The organism is Mycolicibacterium pulveris, assembly GCF_010725725.1.
GTDB classification, from domain to species: domain Bacteria; phylum Actinomycetota; class Actinomycetes; order Mycobacteriales; family Mycobacteriaceae; genus Mycobacterium; species Mycobacterium pulveris.
The window spans coordinates 4,779,434-4,800,666 of record NZ_AP022599.1 but is presented as its reverse complement, the minus strand read 5'-3'; the positions used below and the strand labels follow the sequence as shown (position 1 = coordinate 4,800,666).

Genomic DNA, 21,233 nt, shown 5'->3' with positions numbered 1-21,233 from the left:
CCCCGACGGCTCAGCAGGACAGCGGGTGCGATTCGCAGTAGGGCGTGGTGCCGGGGAAGCGGTGCCGGTGATCGGCGACCCGCCGATATACCGCCTCCTGCAGCCCGCGAACTCCGGGAATACGGTAGAGCCGCGAGGGCCATCGGGTGCCCAGCGCCGACGACAACGCGGCGTTCACCGCCTCTGCGCCCGCGTAGACCGCGCCGGAGGAATCAAGCCAGCGCGCCGACTCCAGCAGGCGCGACTCCGGGATGCCGAGCCGCTGCGCAGCGCCCTCGACCTGGAGCGGTTCTGTGGTCAGCTCGCCGGTGCGATCCAGCCTCATCAAGAAGTCCCGCGCACGGGTGCACATCCCGCACCGGCCGTCGAAGAACAGCACTCCGGTCATGGTGTTCAGTGTCCTCCGGGTGAGAGCTCCGCGACAGCCTCGGCGGCCGAGATCACAGACTCGATCCGCAGCACCGTCTCACCCGCGTACAGCGCGGTGCGCTCGACCGAGGATTCCGGCATGTCCAGTGTCGGAGCGATGGGGGAGAACAACGGGAGCATCGGCGTCTGCAGGTTGTTCACCGACGCCGCCGCGCGATCGGGCAGCCGGGCCATTGGACCGCTCAGCACGTTCACCAGCCGCGGCGCCAGCCGCGCACCGCCGTCGTCGCCACACCAGCGGCGGGTGGCGGCGTTGGCGACCACCCGGTGCGGCGCTGGCCAGCCAAGCCCGAACAGCGTGGTACGAAACGTCCTGTCGGCGGCCAGGATTCGCTGCTGATAGGCGCGATGGGCGCGTGATTCGCGGGTCAACAGGAACCGCGTGCCCGCTACCACCCCGTGCGCTCCGGCGGCCAGCGCGGCGCGGGTGTCCTCGGCCGACGCGATGCCGCCGGCCAGCAGTACCGGTCGGTCCTCGGCGACGCGCAACGCCACCGGCAGGAAGCGCAACGCGTCGGTGTCGCCGGTGAGGTGGCCGCCGGCCTCGCCGCCTTGAGCAATCAACCCGTCGGCGCCCCAGGCGATGGCCGTGCGGGCCTGCTGCTCGGTACCGACCATGACGAACACGAAAACCCCGCCCTCGCGGAGACGGGCGATCATCGCCCGGTCGATCCGGAACGCCATCACCGCGACGTCGACGCGCGAGCGCAGGCACGCGTCGACGTGACCGCGGCGCACGAACGGCATCAGCAGGTTCACGGCGACCGCGCGGTCCGGCGCCGCCTCGCGCACCCGTTCGACGGCCGCTGTGAGCCGGTCGGGTGCGGTCAGACCGAGGGTGCCCAGCGCGCCAGCCGCGGCGACGGCAGCGGCCAGTTCGGGGCCGGCCAGCCCGCCGCCCATTCCTGCCTGCGCGACCGGAACGTCGAGACGCAGCCGGTCAAGAAGATCCATCAGCCGTCACCGCCCCACCTTATCGGCCGCGTTGTGCGTCAGACTGAACACGTGCGGCTGGTGACGATCCACGACATCGAAGAGGCGGCCGCGCGGGTTCGCGCCTTCATCGTGCGCACGCCGCTGCTGCGCGCAGCGTGGGCGGGCGACGACGACCGGCCGCTGTGGATCAAGCCCGAGAGCCTGCAGGTGATCGGCGCGTTCAAGGTGCGCGGCGCGTTCAACGCGATCGATCGTCTCGGCGAATCGGTTCGCACCAGGGGAGTGGTGGCGTATTCCAGCGGAAACCATGCGCAGGCGGTCGCGCACGCCGCCGCGGTGTTCGGAATCCCGGCTCATATCGTCATGCCGCGCGAGACCCCTGAGGTGAAGGTGGCCGCCGCCCGCGGCCACGGCGCCGAGGTGGTGCTGTGCGAAGCGGGGCAGCGCGAGCGCGTGGCGGCCGAACTGGTGGAGGAGACCGGGGGCCTGCTGATACCGCCGTTCGACCACCCCGACATCATCGCCGGGCAAGGCACCGTCGGCCTGGAGATCGCCGAGGACCTGCCCACCGTCGAAAACGTCTTGGTGCCGGTAAGCGGTGGCGGTCTGGCGTCAGGAATCGGTACCGCGATCAAGGCGCTCTGCCCGAACGCTCGTGTGATCGGGGTGGAGCCGGAGTTGGCGTCTGACACCGCGCAGGGTCTGCGTGTCGGTCACCGTGTCGAATGGTCGATCGAGGACCGCAACCGCACCATCGCCGATGGCCTTCGCTCGCAACCGTCCGAGTTGACGTTTGCACACCTGCAGGCGGTGCTGGACGGTGTCGTCACGGTAGCCGAAAGCGAAATCCGCGTAGCCGTACGCGAACTCGCTTACCGCGCGCATCTGGTCAGCGAGCCCAGCGGCGCGGTGGCCTTGGCCGCCTACCGTCAGGGCTCGACACCTGCGGGCCGCACGGTGATGGTCTTGTCCGGCGGCAACATCGAACCCGCGCTGTTGCAGGAGATCCTGGCCTGACAACACGCGGCGTTCAGGTTTGCCATGAAACGATCCTGGCAACGCGATCGATTAGCGGGTAGACCGTGTGTGTCGCAGCAGCGCGACATGCGCGGTCGATCCAGCTGCGATTGCCCAGGTGATCGCGTGAGACAACTTAGGATGGCAGTGTGCTGAACGCCGAAAAGCGAGGATTGCCGGCGCTACGCCGAGCGCTGCGATGGTTTGCGGTGATGGCAGGGATGGTTGCGCTCACGGCGACCGGGTCTGTCGCCGTGGTCGCTTCTGCGGGCGTCACCACGCCCGCCGACGTCGTCAACATCGAGCCCGCAGGCCAAACAGTGGGCGTGGCCCATCCGGTGACGGTGACGTTCGCGGGCGCCGTCACCGACCGCGCCGCCGCCGAGCGCGGCATCGACATCGCGTCGCCGGAGCCGCCGGCCGGGGAGTTCACCTGGCTCAGCGATCGGGTCGTGGAGTTCACCCCGACCACCTACTGGCCGGCGCACTCGACGATCGCGGTCACCGCGGGCGGGGCCAAGATCAACTTCCAGACGGGCGCGAAGGTGGTGAGCGTCGCCGACATCAGCGCCCACACGTTCACGGTCAGCATCGACGGCGAGGTGGCGCGCCAGATGCCCGCGTCGATGGGTAAACCCAAGTATCCGACACCGATCGGCAACTTCACCGCGCTGGAGAAGCAGCGCCGCGTCACGTTCGATTCGCGCACCATCGGCATTCCCCTCAGCGATTCCGAGGGTTACCTGATCAACGGCGAGTACGGGGTGCGGGTGACGTGGGGCGGTGTCTACGTGCACTCCGCGCCCTGGTCGGTCGGCTCGCAGGGCTACGCCAACGTCAGCCACGGCTGCATCAACCTCAGCCCCGACAACGCGGCGTGGTACTTCGACACCGTCCGCATCGGTGATCCGATCATCGTCCAGGCGTAGGAATCAGCCCGTTGCGCCGGGAACTGCCTCGGCGTGAAGGTTTTTCGCCGTCGGCGAGTTCTCGACCTTCGCCGGGTCGGGATACGTCCCGAGGACCCGGTCGGCGGTGCCGGAGCTGGTCACGGTGAACCAGTAGTGCTCGTTCTTGAAGTGATGCTGTCGGTGGTTGCGCCAAATAGCGCGGTACACGCGGGTTTTGGGCTTGTAGTCAGTGTGGATCAAGTAGTGGGTCCACTCGTACGCCAAGCCGAACGTCGCGATGCTCACCAAGAACGTCAGGCCCATTCCCAGCCGCGGAAAAGCCAACAGCGCCACGGCGACCGCGAGCGGAAGCACCCACAGCAACGCCTTCCACGGAATGAAGATCAATGCGACCGCGCGCGGATCTCGATGGTGGGCCCGGTGCTCCCGAGCGAGCAGCGGATCGACAGTGAGCGGGCCGAGTGTTTTCGGCCGCCAGTGCAGGATGAAGACGTGCACCAGCCACTCGAAGAACGGGAAGAGCGCCACCATCGCAGCCGGTACGACGGCGTCGGTGGGCTGCCAGTCGCCGACGGCGATCCGCGCGACGACCGCAGCGGCCAGCGTCGCGCCGATCATCCAGGGCGACGGGTATGTCCAGAACTCGCGTCGCGCATCGGCCAGGGTGAACGCTTTGCGGGCGCGCGTCGGGGTGCTCATCGGGATTCCTCCAAGTTCTCGAGTGCGGCAAGCAGTGCCGTCGTGGCGGGTTCGAGAAGGTCGTGCGCGGCCCGCCTGGCACGTTCGGGCTCACCGGCGCAGATCGCGTTCGCCAATTCCCGATAGGCCTGCGGCCTGCCGACCTCGTCGGCCATCACCGCGGCAAGCGCGGGCAGCGCGGGTTCGTAGGTGGCGCGCAGCGTGTTGTACATCAGCCGGAAGGCAATCGAATCGGCGCCGTCGACGACGTGATCCCAGAAGCTCAGCGCATGGCGTTGCTGCTCGACCGGATCCCGTTCGTCGGCCAGGGCCCGCAGGGTGTCGTCGAGGACTGCGGCCAACTCGGGGCCGCGCCGCCCGGCCGCAAGCTCGGCGACCTTCGGCCCGTTGTGCAGGCGCGTCTCCAGGATGCTGCGCACCACGGACAGATCCAGCTCGCCGTCTCGAATGAGCAACCGGGGCAGCAGATCCAGTCCGGCGTGCCTGCGGAAATCGCGCACGGTGGTGGCGTCGCCCTGTCGCACCTCGACCAGCCCGGCGGCGGTGAGCCGTTTGAGCGCCTCGCGGACCGCGGGTCGTGACACCCCCAGCACTTCAGCCAGCCTGCGCTCGCTGGGCAGCGGCTGACCGGGCTGCATCTCGCCGCTGAGCACTTCGGTGACGATCTGGTCGAAGACGTCCTCGGGCACCGAACGACGGTTCACCGGTTGCAAGGCCATGCCGCAACCATGCCAGCACGCAGGCCAGAGGTCAAGTGGTCTGACCAGTTGCTAGGCCTCGCCCAGTTGCGCCCTCATCGCCTCAGCCAGCGCCAGCATGGCCGACATCGGCCGCACCATCACGGTGAACTCCGTGATCACGCCATCGTCGTCGCGCTGGATGAAGTCGCAGCCTTCCAGGCGCCTGTCGCCGACCCGTGCCTCGAACACCAGCGCGTGATCGCGGGCGTCGTCGCCGCCGATCTCACGGACGTAGCGAAAGTCTTCGAAGACCTCCATGACAGCCGCCAGGATGCGCCGCATCGCCTCCCGCCCCTCATAGGGCGTGAAGACGACCGGGCTGTTGAACACGACGTCCTCGTGCAGAAGGGCAACCGCGCCGTCCAGATCACCGGCTTCGATCGCGCTGCGAAACGGATGCACCACGGTCGGTCAGCAGTTGGCTTCGATGTGGAAGGTTGCGGTGACGGCTTCGCTTGGGTTGTCGGTGAACGCGCCGTCGGCCGATCCGTTGATGATGAACGTCCCGCCCTCGGTGGTGATGTCGGCTTCGCCGATGTTTCCGTTCCAGAACGAGCCGGTGAAACCGCCGAGGTCGCGGAACTCAACCGACTGGACGCTGACCTCATCACCGGTGTCGATGCCGGCCGTGAACCCTTTGTCTTGGTCCGGGGTTTCGATGGTCCACGCCCAGCCCGTCTGTGAGCAGACGACGGGATGCGGGCCGCCGGTGCTCTCGCCGTTGATCGTTACCTTCGCGGTGGTGCTGCCGAGCGCCGCCGGCTGTGCCGCACAGCCGGCCGTCCCGGCGATGAGCGCCACTGCGGCCATCGCAACTAGTCGGTTGTCCATGGGGCCAGACTCTATTGCCGTGACGGGCCATTCACGTGCGTTTCACCGCAGAGCCGCGGCGGTGTCCTCATCGGCGGGCAGGAACGCCTCGATGGAAAGTTCTGCGGCGGTGACGTCGAGCGCGGTGCCGAACGTGGTGAGCATGCTGAGGAACGTCAGCAGGCGGCCGTCGGCGGTGTAGAGCTCGAGCGGCACCGCGACACCGCCGAGGTCAAGGGTTTCATCGAAACCTCCTGGGTAGGCTTCGATCTCGGTCAGCAGCGCCGACAGGTCGGCCGAACCGCCGGCGGCCGCCTCGCGTCGTAACCGCGCGATCAGATGGTGCCGCCACTGGCCGAGGTTTCGGATGCGCGGCGCCAAGCCTTCCGGGTGCAAAGCGATACGAAGCGCGTTCGGCTGCGCGAGCAGGTGCTCGGCGACCCCCTCCAACAGCACACCTGCGCCGGAATTGGCCTGCACGATCTGCCAACCCCGGTCCACCACCACGCACGGAAAAGGGTTGTAGGCGTCCAGAACCCGCGCCACGCCCTCGCGGACGGCGGCCATGTCCGGATCGTCGAGCGAGCGTTCGCCGTACACCGGCGCCAGACCGGCGGCCAGCAGCAGTTGGTTCTGTTCGCGCAGGGGCACGTCGAGCACCCGGGCCAGTCGCAACACCATCGCCCGACTCGGCACCGAGCGTCCCGTCTCGATGAAGCTGACGTGGCGGGCCGAGACGTCGGCCTCGATCGCGAGGTCGAGTTGCGAGAGCCGGCGGCGTTGCCGCCAGTGCCGCATGAGGGTGCCGAACGCCGGTGCCGGTGCGTCAACTGTGGTCACGGGTTCAGTGTCACCCAGCGGGGTCGCTGGAGCCACTACCTGTCAGGTAATTGCGGCCCCTACCCGCCGGGAGGACCGTGGAATCATCGGGTTCGACGACAGGAGCGCACATGGGGTCCAAACTTCCCGCCGATACGCCGATTCCGCGGTGGTTGCGCTTCGTGCTGATCTCCGATCGCGCCGGTTCGGCGGCCTATATCGGCGCCGGCTTCTTCTTCGCGCCGGTGCTCGCCGTGCTCTCGCCGTGGCCGACGGTGACCGCAGTGCTGTGGGCCGTGATCGGCGTGTTCGGGCTGTGGCTGGGCCTGCTGGGTATCGCGATGGCGACCGGTCTGGCGATGGTCTTGCGCGCGAACGCCGAGATCCCTGAGGAGTACTGGCGGTCGATCATCGACTACCGGCCCGCGCCGGAGTAGTCGACCTGCCAGTGCTTGATCCCGTTGAGCCAGCCCGACCGGAGCCGCTCGGGCTTGGTGAGCGGGGCCAGGTCCGGGATGTGGTCGGCGATGGCGTTGAACATCAGGTCGATGGTCATGCGCGCCAGGTTGGCGCCGATGCAGTAGTGCGCGCCGGTGCCACCAAAACCCACGTGCGGGTTGGGATCTCGCAGGATGTTGAACGTGAACGGATCGTCGAAGACGTCCTCGTCGAAGTTGGCCGACCGGTAGAACATGACGACCCGTTGCCCCTTCTTGACCTGCACGCCGGACAGCTCGATGTCCTCCAGCGCGGTGCGCTGAAACGAGGTGACCGGGGTGGCCCACCGGACGATCTCGTCGGCGGCGGTCGCCGGGCGTGCCTTCTTGAACAGCTCCCACTGGTCGGGGTGGTCGGTGAAGGCCATCATGCCCTGGGTGATGGAGTTGCGGGTCGTCTCATTGCCCGCTACGGCCAGCAGGATCACGAAGAACCCGAGCTCGTCGTCGGAGAGCTTGTGTCCTTCGACGTCGGCCTGGACGAGCTTGGTGACGAGGTCTTCACCGGGTTTGTCGGCGCGCTCCGCGGCCAGCTTCATGCCGTACATGATGAGCTCGGCCGAGGCGGTGATCGCGTCGTTGTCGGCGAACTCCGGGTCCTGGTCGCCGACCATCTGGTTGGACCAGTGGAACAGCTTCATCCGTTCCTCCTGCGGCACCCCCATCAGCCCGGCGATGGCCTGCAGCGGCAGCTCACAGGACACCTGCTCGACGAAGTCCCCGAATCCCTGCTCGCCGGCGGCCTTGGCGATCGCCTGTGCGCGCTGGCCGAGTTCGTCGCGGAGTCGCTCGATGGCGCGCGGCGTGAAGGCGCGCGAGATGATCTTGCGCAGGTGGGTGTGGTGCGGTGCGTCCATATTGAGCAGGACGTATTTGCCGCGCTCGATCTGCTCGCCCACCGTACCGTCCCGGTACCGCGGTAGCGCGGTCTTGGCCAGGCTGGAGAAGACGTCGCTGCGCAGCGACACCTCCTTGACGTCCTTGTGCTTGGTGACCACCCAGAAGCCGCCGTCGTCGAAACCTCCGGTGCCCATCGGCTGCTCGTTCCACCAGATCGGTGCGACCCTGCGCAGTTCGGCGAGTTCCTCGACCGGCAACCGTTCTGCGTAGATATCGGGATCGGTGAAGTCGAACCCGGGCGGAAGATTCGGAGTCGGCATGGATGCACTCCTCACATGACGCGATCTAGTACGCCTACCGCATTGCTACACCACAGTTGAGCCCGTTGCCGCGTGTTGGGTGATTTCGGAAGTGAAACGTGTTCTGACGGCCCCGCCAATTGACCGCTTGGTCACTGCCGACACAGGTGTAACAATTTCGTCGGTCCGGCATATTCATCCAGTGACGTCCCTTGCGAGATCCGGAAAGGGGGATGCGTGAGGTTGGACATCGATGCCAAGGCACTCGCGGTCGCCGCAGGAGGTCTCGGCCTGCTCGCTGCGCTGACGCTTTCAACTCCGTCGGCGTTGGCCGACCCCGTCACTCCCGCGCCGCCGCCACCACCGGCGCCCGTCGCCGTGCAGTCAGCTCCCGCGCCGCCGGCGGTGGCTGCGCCCGCGCCGGCACCGGCCACGCCACCGCCTGCCGAAGAGGTTGCCGCTGAAGCGGCGCCGGAGGAAGGCACGCCGCATCTGTCGAGCCCCGAGAACCTGCCGCCCGACACCACGTTGACTCCGGTGAACCGGCAGAGCAGCGGGTTGACCTATCTGCGCGAGCTGTGGCACGCGGTGCGGACCCAGGAGGTCAGCGGCGAGGACGCCTTGCTCCTGCTCACACAACGCCCGCTCAGTTCCAACGCCACGCCGCCACCGGGCATGTCGGCGAACCCGACGCCACCACAGCCGGTGTCCGCAGCGCCGGCTCCTGGCGGTGCGCCGCCGGCTCCGGATGCGGCGCCCGCACCAGCGCCGGCGCCGTGACCGGCTAACCCTGGCCGCCGCTCGGGGATTGGGTGCGACGGCGGGCGTCCTCGAGCAGGGACGCCACCGTCTGCACGTGGGTCGGTCTCGCGGCGGCCCACACCATCCGAACGATCGGATTTCCGAACCGCAGGAAGGTCGCGAACAACAGACCGTGCTCGGTGCGGCGCAGCAACAGTTCGCCGGGCATTCCGATCCACGAGTCCCGGCCGAGCAACACGTAATCGGGTGCGCTGGCGCGGATCTGCCAGCCGAGCACCGGTCCGTCGGAGTCAGCTTTGAGCCCCAACGACTTCCAACCCGCGAGCAACCGCCCCCGCACCACCGCCGGCGCGTCTTCCAGGATCACCCGCATCCATTGCTCAGCCGAGCGCGCGAGGGGTGATGCCACATCGACGAGAAACGCGTCCCCGTAGTCGACGCGGGGCAGTGTGCTCAGCGACCTGGTGTCGGCGACCGGGGTGATCTGACGAACCGCGGTGGTCATCGCGCCACAACCGGTTCGATGCGTGCGGGCACATGCTTGTGCCACGGTGTCGCGGAGTACGCATCCCGCCACCGGGTGGAGGTCAGCGTATTGGGCGCGACACCGGCGACCTGGGTAGCGCCGTCCACGTTTTCGAAGTCGAGGCCGTATCCGTTGGGCAGCGACGCGTGCCCGGGCAGCATGGCCTCGCTGACTTCCACCACCGCCTCGGCCGTACCCGCGGCGGTGGTGATACGTGCGCGCCCACCGTTGCTCAGACCCAGCGCCTCGGCATCCTCGACGCTGACCCTCAGCGCGCCGTCGCGATCGCGCTTACGCCAGGAAGGATCACGCAGGATGTCGTTGGCGGTGTAGGCGCGACGCTCGCCTGCCGACAGCACGAACGGAAACTCCGCACTGGTCAACGGGGACACCGGAGCTTTGAGAGCACGGATCTCGTCGAGCAGCTGCGGCATGTGCAGGGCGATCTTGTGGTCCGGGTGGGAGATCAGCGCAAAGTCGTCTTCGTACTCGTGCACCGTGAACGTCAGTCCCGACGGGCTCGTCAGGATCGCGTCGAACAACGCATTACCGTCGGCGAACCCCGCGCGCCGCACCGCATCGGGATAGGTCAGCGCCGCCTTCTGCGCAAGCCCCCACAATGCTGCCGCACTTGAAAGTCCTTCTGGCAGAGTCGGGCCCAGTGTCTCATACAGCACGTACGGCAACACCTTGGCCAGCACCGGCGAGGAACCGACCGCGTGCATGAACGCCTCGGCGAACTCGGCGCGACCATGCGTCGCCGCGGCGCGCAGCGGCGCCAGCTCCGCCTCGTCCACCACGCCGAGTTCGCGCACCAACCGCGCCCAGATCTCCGCCTCGGGCAAGGTGCCCGGCAGCGGGTCCATCAGCGGGTGCCGCAGGTGAAAAGCGTTGTGCGGGAACTCCAGGTTGAAGAACGTCGCCTCGGCCTTCTCGAACTGGCTGGCCGCGGGCAACACGTAATCGGCCAACCGGGCGGTTTCGGTCATCGCGACGTCGATGACCACCAGCAGTTCCAGCGACCTGAAGGCCTCGCGACATGCCGCGGAGTTGGCCAGCGAATGGGCCGGGTTGCTGCTTTCGACAATCATCGCCCGGAACCGGTCGGGGTGGTCGCTCAGGATCTCCTCGGGCACCACATTGCCCGGCACCAGGCCACCGATGATCGGCGCTTTGGTCACCGGGGTTCGGCCGATTTCCGGCGCGTGACGCAGCAACGGACCGAACGACGAATGTAGATGCTGCCCACCACGTTTGGCGAAGTTTCCGGTCAGTATCCACAGCAGCTTGTCCAAGTAGGAGCACAACGTGCTGTTGGGCGCCTGCTGGACGCCGAGATCTTCGAACACCGCAACGCTGTCGGCGGTGCCGATTCGTCGCGCCGCCAGCCGGATCAGTTCCTCGTCGACGCCGCACCGCTGGGCGTAGTCGGCGACCGGAACCTCACACAGTGCGTCGCGCACCGGTTCGACGCCGGTGACGTGTGCGGCCAAAAACGCTTCGTCGCACAGGTTTTCCTGAACCAACACGCCCGCGAGGGCGGCCAGGCACCACGCGTCGGTTCCCGGCCGCACCCGTAGGTGGAAGTCGGCCATCTTCGCGGTGTCGGTGAGGACCGGATCGATGACGATCATCGAGCGCAGCGGGTTCTTCGCGATGTCGTTGAGCACCACGCGCGCCCGCGGGAAACTCTGCGACATCCACGGGTTCTTGCCGACGAACACCGACACCTCGGCATGCTCGAATTCGCCGCGGGTGTGGCCACCGTAGAGGTGCGCGTCTACCCAGGCCTCGCCGGTCTTCTCCTGAGCGAGGGCATTGGATCGGTACCGCGCGCCCAGCGCCTTGAGGAACGCCCCGCTGTAGGCGCCGCCGAGGTGATTGCCCTGGCCACCACCGCCGTAGTAGAAGATCTTGTCGCCACCAAACCGTTGCGCGATGTCCTTGAACCCGGCGGCGATCTCGGAAATCGCGGTGTCCCAGTCGATCTCCTCATAGCTTCCATCGCGTCTGCGCCGCAGCGGTGAGGTCAGCCGACCATGGTTGTTCTGGTAGTGGTCCAGGCGCAGCGCCTTGTTGCATGTGTAACCCTGCGAGGCCGGGTGCGCTTTGTCGCCACGGATCTTGGTCAGCCTACGGTCGTCGAGTTGTACCACGATGCCGCAGTTGCATTCGCAGAGGATGCAGGCCGTCGGCCGCCATTGCTCGCGGGGGCGGGTCTCACCGGTCGTCATTTGGTCTTCCTTTCCGGCGCCGAAGCATCTAGCAGCTTCCGCAGTTGGCCGTGCACGACATCAAGTGGTTTGACGTCGCGGGAGGCGCGTGCCACCACGATCGCCCCCTCGAGCGCGGTGGTGATCAGCATCGCGAGTTCGTCGGCGCGTTCGGGGGGTATTCCGTCGGCGGCGAGCTGAGCCGCGATGAGGTCGGTCCACCGACCGAAAGCCGCGCCTGCGCGTTCGAGCACCGGCGCGGCCTGTTCTTGCTTGGCGGGGTCGCCGGATTCGACGCTGACGGCGACTACGGGACAGCCTGCCCGGAAGTCGGAATCGAGGAGTACCTTGCGGAAATCGGTGACGAGTTGGTCGAGGATCTCGACTCCGCTTCGGCCCTTCGCAATTCGGGCAGCTACGCGCTCGTTGGCGTAATCAATTGCCTCACAGAGCAGTTGGGTGCGGCCACCGGGAAAGTAGTGGTACGCCGAACCTCGAGGGGCGCCGCTGTGCTCGAGCACGTCGGCGATGGCGGTCGGGTGCGCACCCCGTTCCCGGATCAACAGCGCCGCGGAGACGACCATCCGCTCGCGAGGGCTGACCATCGGCGACTGCCCCTTCCGTCCGCGGTTATGTATGTTACCTTACATAATCGGTGGGCGACGCACCAGACCCCGGGGGCGGAACACGCAGCGATCAGACCGGCGGGGGTGTCGACAGGCTCAACCGGTCCTTGACCTCGTCGATCTTGGCCTCGATGCGTTCGAGGTCTTCAGCATCGACCTTGAACAGCCAGTGCTTGGCGCCCAGCAGCAGGATCGCCTGGAAGATCAGCTGTAGCCACTCGCTCTGCCAGTTCTCGAACGTGGCCGCGAAGAACGTGTGCAGGTACTCGCCCCACTGGAACGGCTGACCGTGCTGCTGCTGGGTGGCGGTGAACTCCGCGAGTTGGGTGAAGAACTGGCCCAGCCACGATCCGATGAACAGCAGCAACAGCACGTACACCGCGCCCCATCGCCGAAAGTGCTTCATGCGATGGGGAGTACCCCGGGCGGCGAATCAGACGACCGCGGCGGTGCCGCGAATTACACCGAAGCGGCCTCGTTGAGTTCGTTGAGCCGGTTGGTGGCCTCGAGGTACTCCTGCACCCAGCGCTCGATCACCGCCGCGGACTTCTCCACCTTGGTGAATTGACCGACAACCTGACCGATCGGATTGAACGCCACGTCGACGCTTTCGTTGGGGTACTTGTGGGTGGCGGCGACCGCCATGCCCGACACCATGTACTGCAAGGGCATCCCCAGCGGCTTCGGGTTGTCCGGGTGCTCCCACGCCTCGGTCCATTCGTTGCGCAGCATCCGCGCCGGCTTGCCGGTAAACGACCGGCTGCGCACGGTGTCCTTGCTGGTGGCCTTGGCGTAGGCGGCGTGCTGCACGGGGGTGTGTTCGGACTCTTCGACCATGACCCACTGCGAACCGGTCCAGGCGCCCTGGGCGCCCATGGCCAGTGCGGCGGCGATCTGCTGACCGCTGCCGATCCCACCTGCGGCAAGCACCGGACGCGGGGCGACCTCCTTGACCACCTGCGGCCAGAGCACGATCGAGCCGATCTCGCCGCAGTGGCCGCCGGCCTCACCGCCTTGGGCGATGATGATGTCCACCCCGGCGTCGGCGTGCTTGCGGGCCTGCGACGGTGAGCCGCACAGCGCGGCGACCTTGCGGCCGGTCTCATGGATGTGCTTGATCATGTCGGCGGGCGGCGTGCCGAGCGCGTTGGCGATCAACGTGCACTTCGGGTGCTGCAATGCCACCTCGACCTGGGGGGTGGCCGTCGCCTCGGTCCAGCCGAGCAGTTGCAGCGCGTCGTCGTCGCTGTGTTCGATCGGCACGCCGTGCTCGGCGAGGATCTTCTTGGCGAAGTCGATGTGTTCCTGGGGAACGAGGTCGTTCAGCGTCTTCTTGAGTACTTCGGGGGACAGGTCGGCGGCATCCATGCCCTCGTACTTGTTCGGGATGACGATGTCCACACCGTAGGGATGATCGCCGATGTTCTCGTCGATCCACTTCAACTCGATCTCGAGCTGCTCCGGGGTGAAGCCGACGGCGCCGAGCACGCCGAACCCGCCGGCCTTGCTCACGGCGACGACGACATCGCGGCAGTGGGTGAAGGCGAAGATCGGGAACTCGATGTTGAGTTCGTCGCAGATGGGGGTGTGCATGCCGGCTCCTCGATAGGGCGCTTCGCGGAATTGAAACGTGTTCTAGTTTAGCGTAGGCGCTGCGTCAACCACCCGGGCCGGGGCCCCGCACCGCGGGGGCACTACGGGCATCAGTCAGTCGTAGCCGACAAGCCTGCGCAGCGACCGGCGTCGACGCACCGACCCGGCGAGCCGCAGCACCGGCCAGCCCTGCTCAGCGGCCATCGCGGCCAGCTGTGGGCGCGGGTTGACCGGCCTGGGGTGGCCGACCCGCACCATCAGCGCGACGTCCTCGTCGCCGTCGGCGTAGAAGTAGCTGCGCTGCAGATCGACGTCATTGCTTTCGCAAAACGATTGCACCGCAGAAGATTTCCGTCTTCCCCAGATCACCGGCTTGGCGATCCGGCCGGTCAGCAGGCCGGCATCGTCGAGCTCGAACCGGTTGCACAGCACGTGGTCGATCCCGAGGAAGCGGGCGACGGGCTCGGCATGGATGGTCAGCGCCGAGCTGCTCAGCACCACGGTGTGGCCGCGCTGTTGATGCGCCTGCACGATCTCGTGCATGTAGGGGAAGACGCGCGCCGCCACCCGTTCGGCGAACAGCCGCTCGCCGAGCGCGTCGAGTTCGGCCAGCGATTCTCCGCGCAGATAGCCGGCGGCCCTGGTGAGCAGCCGCTCGAACTGCATACGGCCGAACCGATATCGCAGCGAGGCCTCGATGACGCCGAGCACCTCACCGATGCGTGCCTGCCTGCGCCTGATGCGGTCGGCAGCGTGCGCGGTCGCCGTGAACCCGTCGACGAGCGTGCCGTCCAGATCGAAGAACGCACCGACTTGCGGGCCGGGCGGGCTCGCGGCGATCTCCGCGATCGGGTCGGGTGCCACCGATTGGGCGCTCATCGCGCTTCAGACTACTTAAAGTCGCAGCAAGCCTTTACCGGTGACGAGCGGCATGTCCAGAGTGGTCCGGATACCCGGTGGCGCCGCGAGGACGTCGGGGATGGCGTTGACGATGCGGCCTGCCGCGGCGAGGATCGCCGCGTAGTTGTGGTCGCCGTTGCTACTGGTCGGGCAGATGTCCATGGCGTAGGACGGCTCGCCGACGATCTCGACGCGGTAGGAGCCTCCCGGCTGTGCGGGCTGCGCCCAGTCCGGGCGCAGGTCTGGCCGCAGCCGAGTGACGTGTTCGACGACGATCACCGGTTTGCCCTTGACCATGCCCTCGATCTGGAAGCGCAGCGCGGCCACGGTGCCCTTCTTGATGGTGCCCACCGCCACGTCGAAATCCTCGGGGGCCGGTTCCTGTTCAACGGAGTCTTTGATCTCATCGACCTCGACGCCGAGGCCGGCCGCCAGCTGCCGGATCGCAGTGCCCCACGCGATGCTGAGCACACCTGGCTGAAACAGCAGCGGAAAGTCGCCGATCTGGTTACCGAAGCCCATCACCTCGAACATCACCGTCGCGCCGTCGTAGCTGGCGTAGTCGGCGATCTCCATGGTGCGGATCTGCTCGATGCGCTGGCACGTGCCGGCGAGCGCGAACGGCAGCAGGTCGGTGGCGAAGCCGGGATCGACGCCGGTGATGAAGATGCTCGAATCGCCTTGGCGCGCAGCGTCCTCGACGCGGTCGATGTACTTGTCAGGGATCACCTGCCAGGGATACTGCAGCACCCCGGGTGCGGATCCGACCACGTCGATGCCTGCGGCCAGGATCCGGCGGATGTCGGCCATCGCCTGAGGCAGCCGGGTGTCGCCCATCGCGCAGTACACGATGCAGTCCGGTTTGGCGGCGATGATCGCGTCGAGGTCGTTGATCGCGGTGATGCCGGTGGTGACGTCCAGCCCGGCCAGCTCCCCGGCGTCCTTGCCGACCTTGGCGTCGGTGGACACCCACACGCCGGTCAAATCGAAGCGGCTGTCCTCGATGAGTTGCCGCAGCGCGAGGCTGCCGCAGTTTCCGGTACCGATGAGTGCGACGCGGATGGCCACCCTGTTTCCCTTCGCCCGAACTGGAACAGGTTCTACTTGTAGCACGTGCGCCCTGTAGCCTGGCCCCTCATGGGACGCGTGGACGGAAAAGTTGCACTTATCAGCGGTGGCGCCAGGGGCATGGGCGCCGCGCACGCCCGGATGCTGGTGGCTGAGGGCGCCAAGGTGGTCGTCGGTGACATCCTCGACGACGAGGGCAAGGCATTGGCCGACGAACTCGGAGAGGCCGCGCGCTACGTGCACCTCGACGTCACCGACTACGACCAGTGGCAGGCCGCGGTCTCGACCGCGACCGAGAATTTCGGCACCCTCAACGTGCTGGTGAACAACGCCGGCATCGTGGCGTTGGGGCCGCTGAAGACGCTCGACGTGCAGAAGTGGCAGAACGTCCTCGACGTCAACCTGACCGGCACCATGCTCGGCATCAAGGCTGTCATCGACCCGATGACCGCCGCGGGCGGCGGCTCGATCATCAACGTCTCGTCCATCGAGGGTCTGCGCGGCGCCGCCTGGGTGCACAGCTACGTCGCCTCGAAGTGGGCGGTGCGGGGGCTGACCAAGTCGGCGGCACTCGAGTTGGCGCACAACAAGATTCGTGTGAACTCGATTCACCCCGGCTTCATCCGGACCCCGATGACCAAGCACCTGCCCGACGACATGGTGCAGGCGCCGCTGGGCCGGCCCGGCACCGTCGAGGAGGTGGCGACGTTCGTGCTGTTCCTCGCCAGCGACGAATCGTCGTTCGCCACCGGCGCGGAGTTCGTGATGGACGGCGGCCTGGTCGCCGACGTGCCCCACAAACAGCTGCCGGCCGGATAACCCCGGCCGAACGTGGGTTACCCGCACGCTGTTCGCGGTCCGGGCGTGCGTCGAACACACACTCGGCGCGGGGTGAGAGGCGGTGGCTCAGTCGACCGCGGCGAAGTTGACCGTCGCGGTGGCGCCGAGCTCGTCGTCGTTGCCGCGGTAGACGTCGACCTGGACAACGACCGAGCGCTTACCGGTCCGCAGGATGCGCGCGACCGCGCGGGCCGGGCCGACCTTGATCGGGCGCAGATAGCGGATGAACAGGTCCGTGGTGGCGATCCTCATCCCGAACGGGGTGGCCCGCGACGCGAGTTGGCCGGCCGTGACGTCGGCCATCGTGGCGATCAGGCCGCCCTGCAAGCCGCCCGCGGTGTTGACGGTGCGTTCGTCGACGGGCATCTCCATGACCACGGTGTCGTCGGAGGACGGGACCTCGGTCAGTCCAAGTTGATCGAACAGTTCGCGTAGCGACCTCGGCGCCGTCATGGGTAACGACATTACCGGGCGGCGTAGTCTCGTAGCTCGTGAGCGCACGCGCGGGCATTGTCGTCACCGGCACCGAGGTCCTCACGGGCCGCATCCAGGATCGCAACGGGCCCTGGGTCGCCGACCGCCTCCTCGAGCTCGGCGTCGAGCTGGCGCACATCACGATCTGTGGTGACCGCCCAGGCGACATCGAAGCCCAGTTGCGGTTTCTGGCGGCCGAGGGCGTGGACCTGATCGTGACGACCGGTGGGCTCGGCCCGACCGCCGACGACATGACCGTGGCGACCGTCGCCCGGTTCTGCGGCCGCGAACTCAAGCTGGACAGTCGCGTCGAGGACATGATCGCCGACATCGTCGCGCGCCTGATGGTGCGCTTCCCGAATGTCGATCCCGAGGCCATCCGCGAGGCCAACCGCAAGCAGGCCCTGATCCCCGAGGGCGCGCATGTGCTGGAACCGGTCGGCACGGCTCCCGGGGTGGTGGTGCCCGGCAAGCCGACGGTCATCGTGCTGCCCGGCCCGCCGCGCGAGCTGCAGCCGATGTGGAAGATGGCGGTACAGACCCCCGCCGTGCAGGAAGCGATCGCACACCGCACCGCGTACCGGCAGGAGACGGTGCGGATGTTCGGCCTGCCGGAGTCCGCGCTCGCCGACACGCTACGCGCCGCCGAGCGCGGTGTGACCGGGTTCGACCGCCTCGAGATCACCACCTGTCTGCGCCGCGGCGAGATCGAGATGGTGACCCGCTACGAACCCGATGCGGCCGACGCCTACGCGAACCTGATGGCGCTGCTGCGCGAACGCCACGGTGACGACATCTTCTCCGAGGACGGCTCCACCGTCGACGAACAGGTGGCCAGGCTGTTGACGGGGCGCTGGATCGTCACCGCGGAATCGTGCACCGCAGGCCTGCTGGCCGCCCGCCTGACCGAACGGCCCGGATCGTCGGCTTACGTCGCCGGGGGAGTGGTGTCGTACTCCAACCAGGCCAAGTCCGAGCTTCTGGGCGTCGACCCCGCGCTGATCGAGACCCACGGCGCGGTGTCGGAGCCGGTGGCCGAGGCGATGGCCGCCGGCGCGATGCGTCGCCTCGGCGCGGACACCGCGATCGCGATCACCGGCATCGCGGGCCCCGGCGGAGGAACCCCTGAAAAGCCGGTTGGCACAGTGTGTTTCAGCCTGATGATGGCCGACGGACGCACTGTGACCCGGACCCTGCGGCTGCCGGGTAACCGGGCCGATGTCCGCGAGCGGTCGACGACCGTCGCGATGCATCTGTTGCGCCGCACGTTGGTCGGCGACCCGGGTTAACCGCGGTCCACCTCGGCCTTGAACGCCCGTTCCGCGGCATCACCGTGGACGGCGAACACCACCCGCTGCAGGCTGTTCGGCTCATGGCGCCGGACGACGCCGACCATCAGCCGCGCGGCCTCCTCGAGCGGAAACCCGCCGACCCCCGTGCCGAAAGCCACCAAGGCCAACGACCGGCAATCGAGTTCATCGGCTTTGGCCAACGCCGAACCCGTGGCCCGCTCGATGATGTCGGCTGATGTGGGCCCGCCGAGTTCCATCGTCGCCGCATGGATGACGTAGCGCGCGGGCATGTCACCCGCGGTGGTCTCGACCGCCTCACCAAGCCCGATAGGCGCCTTCTCTCGGGACTCCCGTTGCAGTTCCGCGCCGCCGGCGCGGGCGATGGCCGCGGCCACCCCACCGGCGTGCCGGAGCTGGGTGTTGGCCGCGTTCGTGATCGCGTCCACGTCGAGTTGGGTCACGTCGGCCTGCAGCACGTCGAGTTCCATCATGGGGGTATCGTCTCTCGCCGGGCGACACAGGAGGAATACCTAATGACGGCGATCGTCGAACGAGGGCAGCTATCCGAGTTCGCCACCGAGGCCGGCTGGCACCGCAGGGACTCGGACCGGGTCGACTACTACACGCGCAGCCCGGTGCGCATCCACGTCATCTGGCAGGGTGACGACGCGATCAGCGGCGGCGCGCTGTACCACGACGACATCCTGATGGCCTACTCCCGGGACCTCGACACCGTCGTGGGCTGGCTCAAACGCTGACCTGAGGACTCGTCCCAGACCTTCGTCATGGTCCGCAGGATTTCCTCGGCGCGGCCCAGGCCGGCGAGGTGGCTTTCGCCGGGCATCGGATAGAGCTCGGCGTCGGGCAGCTTCGCCACCACGTGCTGGCCGTGGGCATACGGGACGATGTGGTCGGCGTCGCCGTGCCACCAGCGCACCGGCACCGCGATGTCGCCGAGCCGGAACCCCCAGTCGCGGGCGAAGCCGACGATGTCGGCGAACGGGGCGGCCATCTGCTTGCGGCTGCCGTAGAGGATGTCGTCGAGGAACATCGCCTTGACCTCCGGACGCGCCAGCAGTCGCCGGTCGGCCTCCGGCGACACGCGACCGTACAGATCGGCGACCGGCGAGGCGACCGGCCGGATCACCCGGATCAACGCGCTGGCCGCCACTCCGATCGGGACGCCCGCGACCTGAAGCAGCGGCGCCACCCGCGACCCGACGTTGCCCATCAACCCACCGGCGACGGCGTCGGGACCGACCGTCGGCGCAACCCCGCCGATGACCCCTGCGGCGACCACGCGGTCGGGCAGGGCCGCCGCGGCGCCCAGCGTGTAGGGGCCGCCGCCGGACAAGCCGATCACGATCATCTTCTCGATGCCGAGGGTGTCGGCGATGGTGCGCAGATCGTCGGCGAAGGCCAGCACGCACTGGTACTGGTGCGGGGTCGACGAACCGATGCCGGGCCGGTCGACGCCGATCAGCCTGATCGCGGAGCGCTCGGCGTAGACGCGAGCCTCCATCGGAATCTGACGACGGGCGCCGGGGGTGCCGTGCAGCCAGAACACCGGCCGTCCTCGCGGGTCGCCGAACTCGGCGAAACCGATGCGGCGGTCAGCGCCGAGGGCGATGCTGCCCTCGAGCTTGGGGCGGGCGATTGCGACACTCATACCAAAAGTGTCTCACGCGGCCGGTGGCGCCTTCGCGGCTACAGCGTCCGGAACAGATAGGACGCCACCGTGGTCAGGCGGTCGTCCGTCCCTTCGTCGTGCATGTGCACGCGCACGGCGACCATGCCGTCGGTGCCGGCCATCGCTTCGGTCTCCAGCCGGAACGGGCCGGACTTTCCGCGGGCCAGGAACATGACGTGGGTCGACACGCCCTGGAGCCGGTCGCTGCCCGCGAACGTGGCCGCCGCGTCGGCGGCGGCGGTCTCGAGCATGACGAACTGCGGCCCGATGTGCAGGGCCGCATCCGGCGACGCCACCTCGACGGCGAGCTCGGGCAGTGCCCAATGGCCGTCATCCCTGCGGAAGCCGCCGAACACCTGCCACAGCGGGGGCAGGTCGGGGGAGTCGACGATATCGAGCGGGTTGGCTTCCATCCGCTGCAGACCGTCGGGCGGGGTGCCGATGCTGACGCCCTGGCCTTCGATGAGCGCAAGCACCCGGTCGCGGTTGTCGGCGTCGACGATCGTCGCGCGGCTGTACCCCATCTGCCGGCCACGCCGAAGTTCCTCGGAGATGACTTCAAAGCGCGCGACGTCGCGCCCGGGGTCGAGGATCTGACAGGAGTGGATGACGGGATTGGGCACGGCCTCCAGATCAGACATGTGTCCGCTTTCCGGAGCCGAGATCCCCAACACGGCGAACAGCAATCCGCCAGTGGAGTTGCGCATGTCGCGGCGCACCGTGACGGTGTTGTCCTCGGGGCCGAGGTCCATCGTTGCGTAGTGGCGGCCGATGTAGCGGTAGCTCAGTAGCCCGCCCCACCGGCGGCGAAGCTCGGCGGCGTACTCCTCCGGCGAATCGGTCAGCTCACGGATGTCTCGCAGCATGCGCACTCCCATCGGTCTTTACACGTTGAGCTAATCATGTAAGCCCAACACACCGACCGCCGGTGGGCGACTACCAGAAGTGTCGCGGCGACCTGCCGACCTGATACCCGGCGGGGAACGACATCTCGATCACCCGCAGCTGATCGTCGGCCTTGGATTCCAGTTCCAGGACCACACAGCCTTCGCCGAGGACCTTGGATTCCAACACCTTGTAATGCTGACCGCCACCGTTGACGTCGGTGATGGGGTCACCTGGGCGCAGTGCCTCGACCGGGATCAGATCGGGGGCTTTTGCGGGGTGTGCTTCCACGCCTGAAACGGTAGGGGAAGGGTCGCGGTCGTGCGCCTTTTTCCGTTTCCCGCCAATTCCCGCCAAACCACCGCGG

At 67.7% G+C, this 21,233-nt stretch carries 27 protein-coding genes; 7 read left to right on the top strand and 20 right to left on the bottom strand.

What is annotated here, in order from left to right:
• Nucleotides 1-10: 10 nt before the first annotated feature.
• Both G6N28_RS23255 and G6N28_RS23250 read right to left on the bottom strand, forming a co-directional pair.
• Entirely contained in the window at nucleotides 11-388 is a 378-nt protein-coding gene (locus G6N28_RS23255; RefSeq protein ID WP_163904439.1) for a thiol-disulfide oxidoreductase DCC family protein, read from the bottom strand.
• Nucleotides 389-393: 5 nt separating this feature from the next.
• A complete protein-coding gene (locus G6N28_RS23250) occupies nucleotides 394-1,383 on the bottom strand; it encodes an NAD(P)H-dependent flavin oxidoreductase (RefSeq protein ID WP_163904437.1) in 990 nt (329 codons plus the stop codon).
• Nucleotides 1,384-1,434: 51 nt separating this feature from the next.
• Between G6N28_RS23250 and G6N28_RS23245 the strand changes: the two genes are divergently transcribed.
• Together G6N28_RS23245 and G6N28_RS23240 are read left to right on the top strand one after the other, a co-directional pair.
• Nucleotides 1,435-2,382, top strand: a complete 948-nt coding sequence (locus G6N28_RS23245; RefSeq protein ID WP_163904435.1) for a threonine ammonia-lyase — start codon at nucleotides 1,435-1,437, stop codon at nucleotides 2,380-2,382.
• A 212-nt stretch (nucleotides 2,383-2,594) separates the two neighbouring features.
• On the top strand, nucleotides 2,595-3,311 hold the full coding sequence (locus G6N28_RS23240) for a L,D-transpeptidase (protein ID WP_276001713.1): 717 nt from the start codon (nucleotides 2,595-2,597) through the stop codon (nucleotides 3,309-3,311).
• 3 nt (nucleotides 3,312-3,314) lie between these two features.
• Here the strand turns inward: G6N28_RS23240 and G6N28_RS23235 are convergent, their stop codons facing one another.
• Genes G6N28_RS23235 through G6N28_RS23215 form a run of 5 tightly spaced genes read right to left on the bottom strand, consistent with a single transcriptional unit; the run spans nucleotide 3,315 to nucleotide 6,382 of the window.
• Nucleotides 3,315-3,992, bottom strand: a complete 678-nt coding sequence (locus G6N28_RS23235; RefSeq protein ID WP_163904433.1) for a sterol desaturase family protein — start codon at nucleotides 3,990-3,992, stop codon at nucleotides 3,315-3,317.
• Nucleotides 3,989-4,711: a FadR/GntR family transcriptional regulator gene (locus G6N28_RS23230; RefSeq protein ID WP_163904431.1), complete on the bottom strand. Its 723-nt coding sequence runs from the start codon at nucleotides 4,709-4,711 to the stop codon at nucleotides 3,989-3,991. Before G6N28_RS23230 ends, G6N28_RS23235 begins: the two co-directional genes overlap by 4 nt.
• Before the next feature lie 51 nt (nucleotides 4,712-4,762).
• Entirely contained in the window at nucleotides 4,763-5,137 is a 375-nt protein-coding gene (locus G6N28_RS23225) for a nuclear transport factor 2 family protein (protein ID WP_163904429.1), read from the bottom strand.
• A 6-nt stretch (nucleotides 5,138-5,143) separates the two neighbouring features.
• Entirely contained in the window at nucleotides 5,144-5,563 is a 420-nt protein-coding gene (locus G6N28_RS23220) for a lipoprotein LpqH (RefSeq protein WP_163904427.1), read from the bottom strand.
• 42 nt (nucleotides 5,564-5,605) lie between these two features.
• Nucleotides 5,606-6,382, bottom strand: coding sequence for a helix-turn-helix domain-containing protein (locus tag G6N28_RS23215; RefSeq protein ID WP_163904425.1), 777 nt, complete (start codon nucleotides 6,380-6,382; stop codon nucleotides 5,606-5,608).
• A gap of 110 nt (nucleotides 6,383-6,492) precedes the next feature.
• Here G6N28_RS23215 and G6N28_RS23210 point away from each other — a divergent pair, with 110 nt between their 5' ends.
• Complete coding sequence (locus G6N28_RS23210) at nucleotides 6,493-6,798, top strand: hypothetical protein (RefSeq protein WP_163904423.1); 306 nt, start codon at nucleotides 6,493-6,495, stop codon at nucleotides 6,796-6,798.
• Here the strand turns inward: G6N28_RS23210 and G6N28_RS23205 are convergent.
• Nucleotides 6,777-8,018 carry a cytochrome P450 gene (locus G6N28_RS23205; protein WP_163904420.1) on the bottom strand — a complete coding sequence of 414 codons (1,242 nt, stop codon included), beginning with the start codon at nucleotides 8,016-8,018 and terminating at the stop codon, nucleotides 6,777-6,779. The two genes, G6N28_RS23210 and G6N28_RS23205, sit on opposite strands and share 22 nt — an antisense overlap.
• A gap of 216 nt (nucleotides 8,019-8,234) precedes the next feature.
• Between G6N28_RS23205 and G6N28_RS23200 the strand changes: the two genes are divergently transcribed.
• The gene (locus tag G6N28_RS23200) at nucleotides 8,235-8,777 is read left to right on the top strand and encodes a hypothetical protein (protein ID WP_163904419.1); all 543 of its coding nucleotides are present in this window, start codon (nucleotides 8,235-8,237) and stop codon (nucleotides 8,775-8,777) included.
• 4 nt (nucleotides 8,778-8,781) lie between these two features.
• On the opposite strand, the gene G6N28_RS23195 is transcribed toward G6N28_RS23200, so the two are convergent.
• The 7 genes from G6N28_RS23195 to G6N28_RS23165 all read right to left on the bottom strand — a co-directional run bounded on the left by G6N28_RS23195 (nucleotide 8,782) and on the right by G6N28_RS23165 (nucleotide 15,685).
• Nucleotides 8,782-9,264, bottom strand: a complete 483-nt coding sequence (locus G6N28_RS23195) for a hypothetical protein (RefSeq protein ID WP_163904417.1) — start codon at nucleotides 9,262-9,264, stop codon at nucleotides 8,782-8,784.
• Complete coding sequence (locus tag G6N28_RS23190) at nucleotides 9,261-11,519, bottom strand: molybdopterin-dependent oxidoreductase (RefSeq protein WP_163904415.1); 2,259 nt, start codon at nucleotides 11,517-11,519, stop codon at nucleotides 9,261-9,263. Before G6N28_RS23190 ends, G6N28_RS23195 begins: the two co-directional genes overlap by 4 nt.
• Entirely contained in the window at nucleotides 11,516-12,103 is a 588-nt protein-coding gene (locus G6N28_RS23185) for a TetR/AcrR family transcriptional regulator (RefSeq protein WP_163904414.1), read from the bottom strand. Before G6N28_RS23185 ends, G6N28_RS23190 begins: the two co-directional genes overlap by 4 nt.
• Nucleotides 12,104-12,194: 91 nt before the next feature.
• On the bottom strand, nucleotides 12,195-12,530 hold the full coding sequence (locus G6N28_RS23180) for a DUF6766 family protein (RefSeq protein WP_163904412.1): 336 nt from the start codon (nucleotides 12,528-12,530) through the stop codon (nucleotides 12,195-12,197).
• 53 nt (nucleotides 12,531-12,583) lie between these two features.
• The gene (locus G6N28_RS23175; protein WP_163904410.1) at nucleotides 12,584-13,717 is read right to left on the bottom strand and encodes a nitronate monooxygenase; all 1,134 of its coding nucleotides are present in this window, start codon (nucleotides 13,715-13,717) and stop codon (nucleotides 12,584-12,586) included.
• Between the two features lie 114 nt (nucleotides 13,718-13,831).
• On the bottom strand, nucleotides 13,832-14,596 hold the full coding sequence (locus G6N28_RS23170) for an HAD family hydrolase (RefSeq protein ID WP_163904407.1): 765 nt from the start codon (nucleotides 14,594-14,596) through the stop codon (nucleotides 13,832-13,834).
• 15 nt (nucleotides 14,597-14,611) lie between these two features.
• Nucleotides 14,612-15,685, bottom strand: coding sequence for an NAD(P)H-dependent amine dehydrogenase family protein (locus tag G6N28_RS23165; protein ID WP_163904405.1), 1,074 nt, complete (start codon nucleotides 15,683-15,685; stop codon nucleotides 14,612-14,614).
• Between the two features lie 69 nt (nucleotides 15,686-15,754).
• Here G6N28_RS23165 and G6N28_RS23160 point away from each other — a divergent pair, with 69 nt between their 5' ends.
• Nucleotides 15,755-16,504, top strand: coding sequence for a glucose 1-dehydrogenase (locus G6N28_RS23160; protein WP_163904403.1), 750 nt, complete (start codon nucleotides 15,755-15,757; stop codon nucleotides 16,502-16,504).
• Between the two features lie 87 nt (nucleotides 16,505-16,591).
• Here G6N28_RS23160 and G6N28_RS23155 read toward each other — a convergent pair whose 3' ends face one another.
• Nucleotides 16,592-16,978: a PaaI family thioesterase gene (locus G6N28_RS23155; protein WP_163904401.1), complete on the bottom strand. Its 387-nt coding sequence runs from the start codon at nucleotides 16,976-16,978 to the stop codon at nucleotides 16,592-16,594.
• Nucleotides 16,979-17,016: 38 nt separating this feature from the next.
• Between G6N28_RS23155 and G6N28_RS23150 the strand changes: the two genes are divergently transcribed.
• On the top strand, nucleotides 17,017-18,288 hold the full coding sequence (locus G6N28_RS23150) for a competence/damage-inducible protein A (protein WP_163904399.1): 1,272 nt from the start codon (nucleotides 17,017-17,019) through the stop codon (nucleotides 18,286-18,288).
• On the opposite strand, the gene G6N28_RS23145 is transcribed toward G6N28_RS23150, so the two are convergent.
• Nucleotides 18,285-18,782 carry a macro domain-containing protein gene (locus G6N28_RS23145; RefSeq protein ID WP_163904397.1) on the bottom strand — a complete coding sequence of 166 codons (498 nt, stop codon included), beginning with the start codon at nucleotides 18,780-18,782 and terminating at the stop codon, nucleotides 18,285-18,287. The genes G6N28_RS23150 and G6N28_RS23145 overlap by 4 nt on opposite strands.
• 42 nt (nucleotides 18,783-18,824) lie before the next feature.
• On the opposite strand from G6N28_RS23145, the gene G6N28_RS23140 reads away from it, so the two are divergent.
• Nucleotides 18,825-19,049: a hypothetical protein gene (locus G6N28_RS23140; RefSeq protein WP_046751766.1), complete on the top strand. Its 225-nt coding sequence runs from the start codon at nucleotides 18,825-18,827 to the stop codon at nucleotides 19,047-19,049.
• Here G6N28_RS23140 and G6N28_RS23135 read toward each other — a convergent pair.
• The 3 genes from G6N28_RS23135 to G6N28_RS23125 form a co-directional block, all read right to left on the bottom strand.
• Nucleotides 19,004-19,960, bottom strand: a complete 957-nt coding sequence (locus G6N28_RS23135; protein WP_163904395.1) for an alpha/beta fold hydrolase — start codon at nucleotides 19,958-19,960, stop codon at nucleotides 19,004-19,006. The genes G6N28_RS23140 and G6N28_RS23135 overlap by 46 nt on opposite strands.
• A gap of 38 nt (nucleotides 19,961-19,998) precedes the next feature.
• A complete protein-coding gene (locus G6N28_RS23130) occupies nucleotides 19,999-20,847 on the bottom strand; it encodes a hypothetical protein (RefSeq protein WP_163904393.1) in 849 nt (282 codons plus the stop codon).
• 70 nt (nucleotides 20,848-20,917) lie between these two features.
• Nucleotides 20,918-21,157 (bottom strand): hypothetical protein, encoded by a 240-nt coding sequence (locus G6N28_RS23125; RefSeq protein WP_163904391.1) that lies wholly within the window; start codon nucleotides 21,155-21,157, stop codon nucleotides 20,918-20,920.
• Nucleotides 21,158-21,233: the final 76 nt, after the last annotated feature.

What these genes read in the sequence shown, in the direction of transcription:
- G6N28_RS23255 (WP_163904439.1), bottom strand. Translation starts at nt 388, where the DNA reads ATGACCGGAGTGCTGTTCTTCGACGGCCGGTGCGGGATGTGCACCCGT.
- G6N28_RS23250 (WP_163904437.1), bottom strand. Translation starts at nt 1,383, where the DNA reads ATGGATCTTCTTGACCGGCTGCGTCTCGACGTTCCGGTCGCGCAGGCA.
- G6N28_RS23240 (WP_276001713.1), top strand. Translation starts at nt 2,595, where the DNA reads ATGGCAGGGATGGTTGCGCTCACGGCGACCGGGTCTGTCGCCGTGGTC.
- G6N28_RS23235 (WP_163904433.1), bottom strand. Translation starts at nt 3,992, where the DNA reads ATGAGCACCCCGACGCGCGCCCGCAAAGCGTTCACCCTGGCCGATGCG.
- G6N28_RS23230 (WP_163904431.1), bottom strand. Translation starts at nt 4,711, where the DNA reads ATGGCCTTGCAACCGGTGAACCGTCGTTCGGTGCCCGAGGACGTCTTC.
- G6N28_RS23220 (WP_163904427.1), bottom strand. Translation starts at nt 5,563, where the DNA reads ATGGACAACCGACTAGTTGCGATGGCCGCAGTGGCGCTCATCGCCGGG.
- G6N28_RS23210 (WP_163904423.1), top strand. Translation starts at nt 6,493, where the DNA reads ATGGGGTCCAAACTTCCCGCCGATACGCCGATTCCGCGGTGGTTGCGC.
- G6N28_RS23205 (WP_163904420.1), bottom strand. Translation starts at nt 8,018, where the DNA reads ATGCCGACTCCGAATCTTCCGCCCGGGTTCGACTTCACCGATCCCGAT.
- G6N28_RS23195 (WP_163904417.1), bottom strand. Translation starts at nt 9,264, where the DNA reads ATGACCACCGCGGTTCGTCAGATCACCCCGGTCGCCGACACCAGGTCG.
- G6N28_RS23190 (WP_163904415.1), bottom strand. Translation starts at nt 11,519, where the DNA reads ATGACGACCGGTGAGACCCGCCCCCGCGAGCAATGGCGGCCGACGGCC.
- G6N28_RS23185 (WP_163904414.1), bottom strand. Translation starts at nt 12,103, where the DNA reads ATGGTCAGCCCTCGCGAGCGGATGGTCGTCTCCGCGGCGCTGTTGATC.
- G6N28_RS23180 (WP_163904412.1), bottom strand. Translation starts at nt 12,530, where the DNA reads ATGAAGCACTTTCGGCGATGGGGCGCGGTGTACGTGCTGTTGCTGCTG.
- G6N28_RS23175 (WP_163904410.1), bottom strand. Translation starts at nt 13,717, where the DNA reads ATGCACACCCCCATCTGCGACGAACTCAACATCGAGTTCCCGATCTTC.
- G6N28_RS23170 (WP_163904407.1), bottom strand. Translation starts at nt 14,596, where the DNA reads ATGAGCGCCCAATCGGTGGCACCCGACCCGATCGCGGAGATCGCCGCG.
- G6N28_RS23160 (WP_163904403.1), top strand. Translation starts at nt 15,755, where the DNA reads ATGGGACGCGTGGACGGAAAAGTTGCACTTATCAGCGGTGGCGCCAGG.
- G6N28_RS23155 (WP_163904401.1), bottom strand. Translation starts at nt 16,978, where the DNA reads ATGACGGCGCCGAGGTCGCTACGCGAACTGTTCGATCAACTTGGACTG.
- G6N28_RS23145 (WP_163904397.1), bottom strand. Translation starts at nt 18,782, where the DNA reads ATGATGGAACTCGACGTGCTGCAGGCCGACGTGACCCAACTCGACGTG.
- G6N28_RS23140 (WP_046751766.1), top strand. Translation starts at nt 18,825, where the DNA reads ATGACGGCGATCGTCGAACGAGGGCAGCTATCCGAGTTCGCCACCGAG.
- G6N28_RS23135 (WP_163904395.1), bottom strand. Translation starts at nt 19,960, where the DNA reads ATGAGTGTCGCAATCGCCCGCCCCAAGCTCGAGGGCAGCATCGCCCTC.
- G6N28_RS23130 (WP_163904393.1), bottom strand. Translation starts at nt 20,847, where the DNA reads ATGCTGCGAGACATCCGTGAGCTGACCGATTCGCCGGAGGAGTACGCC.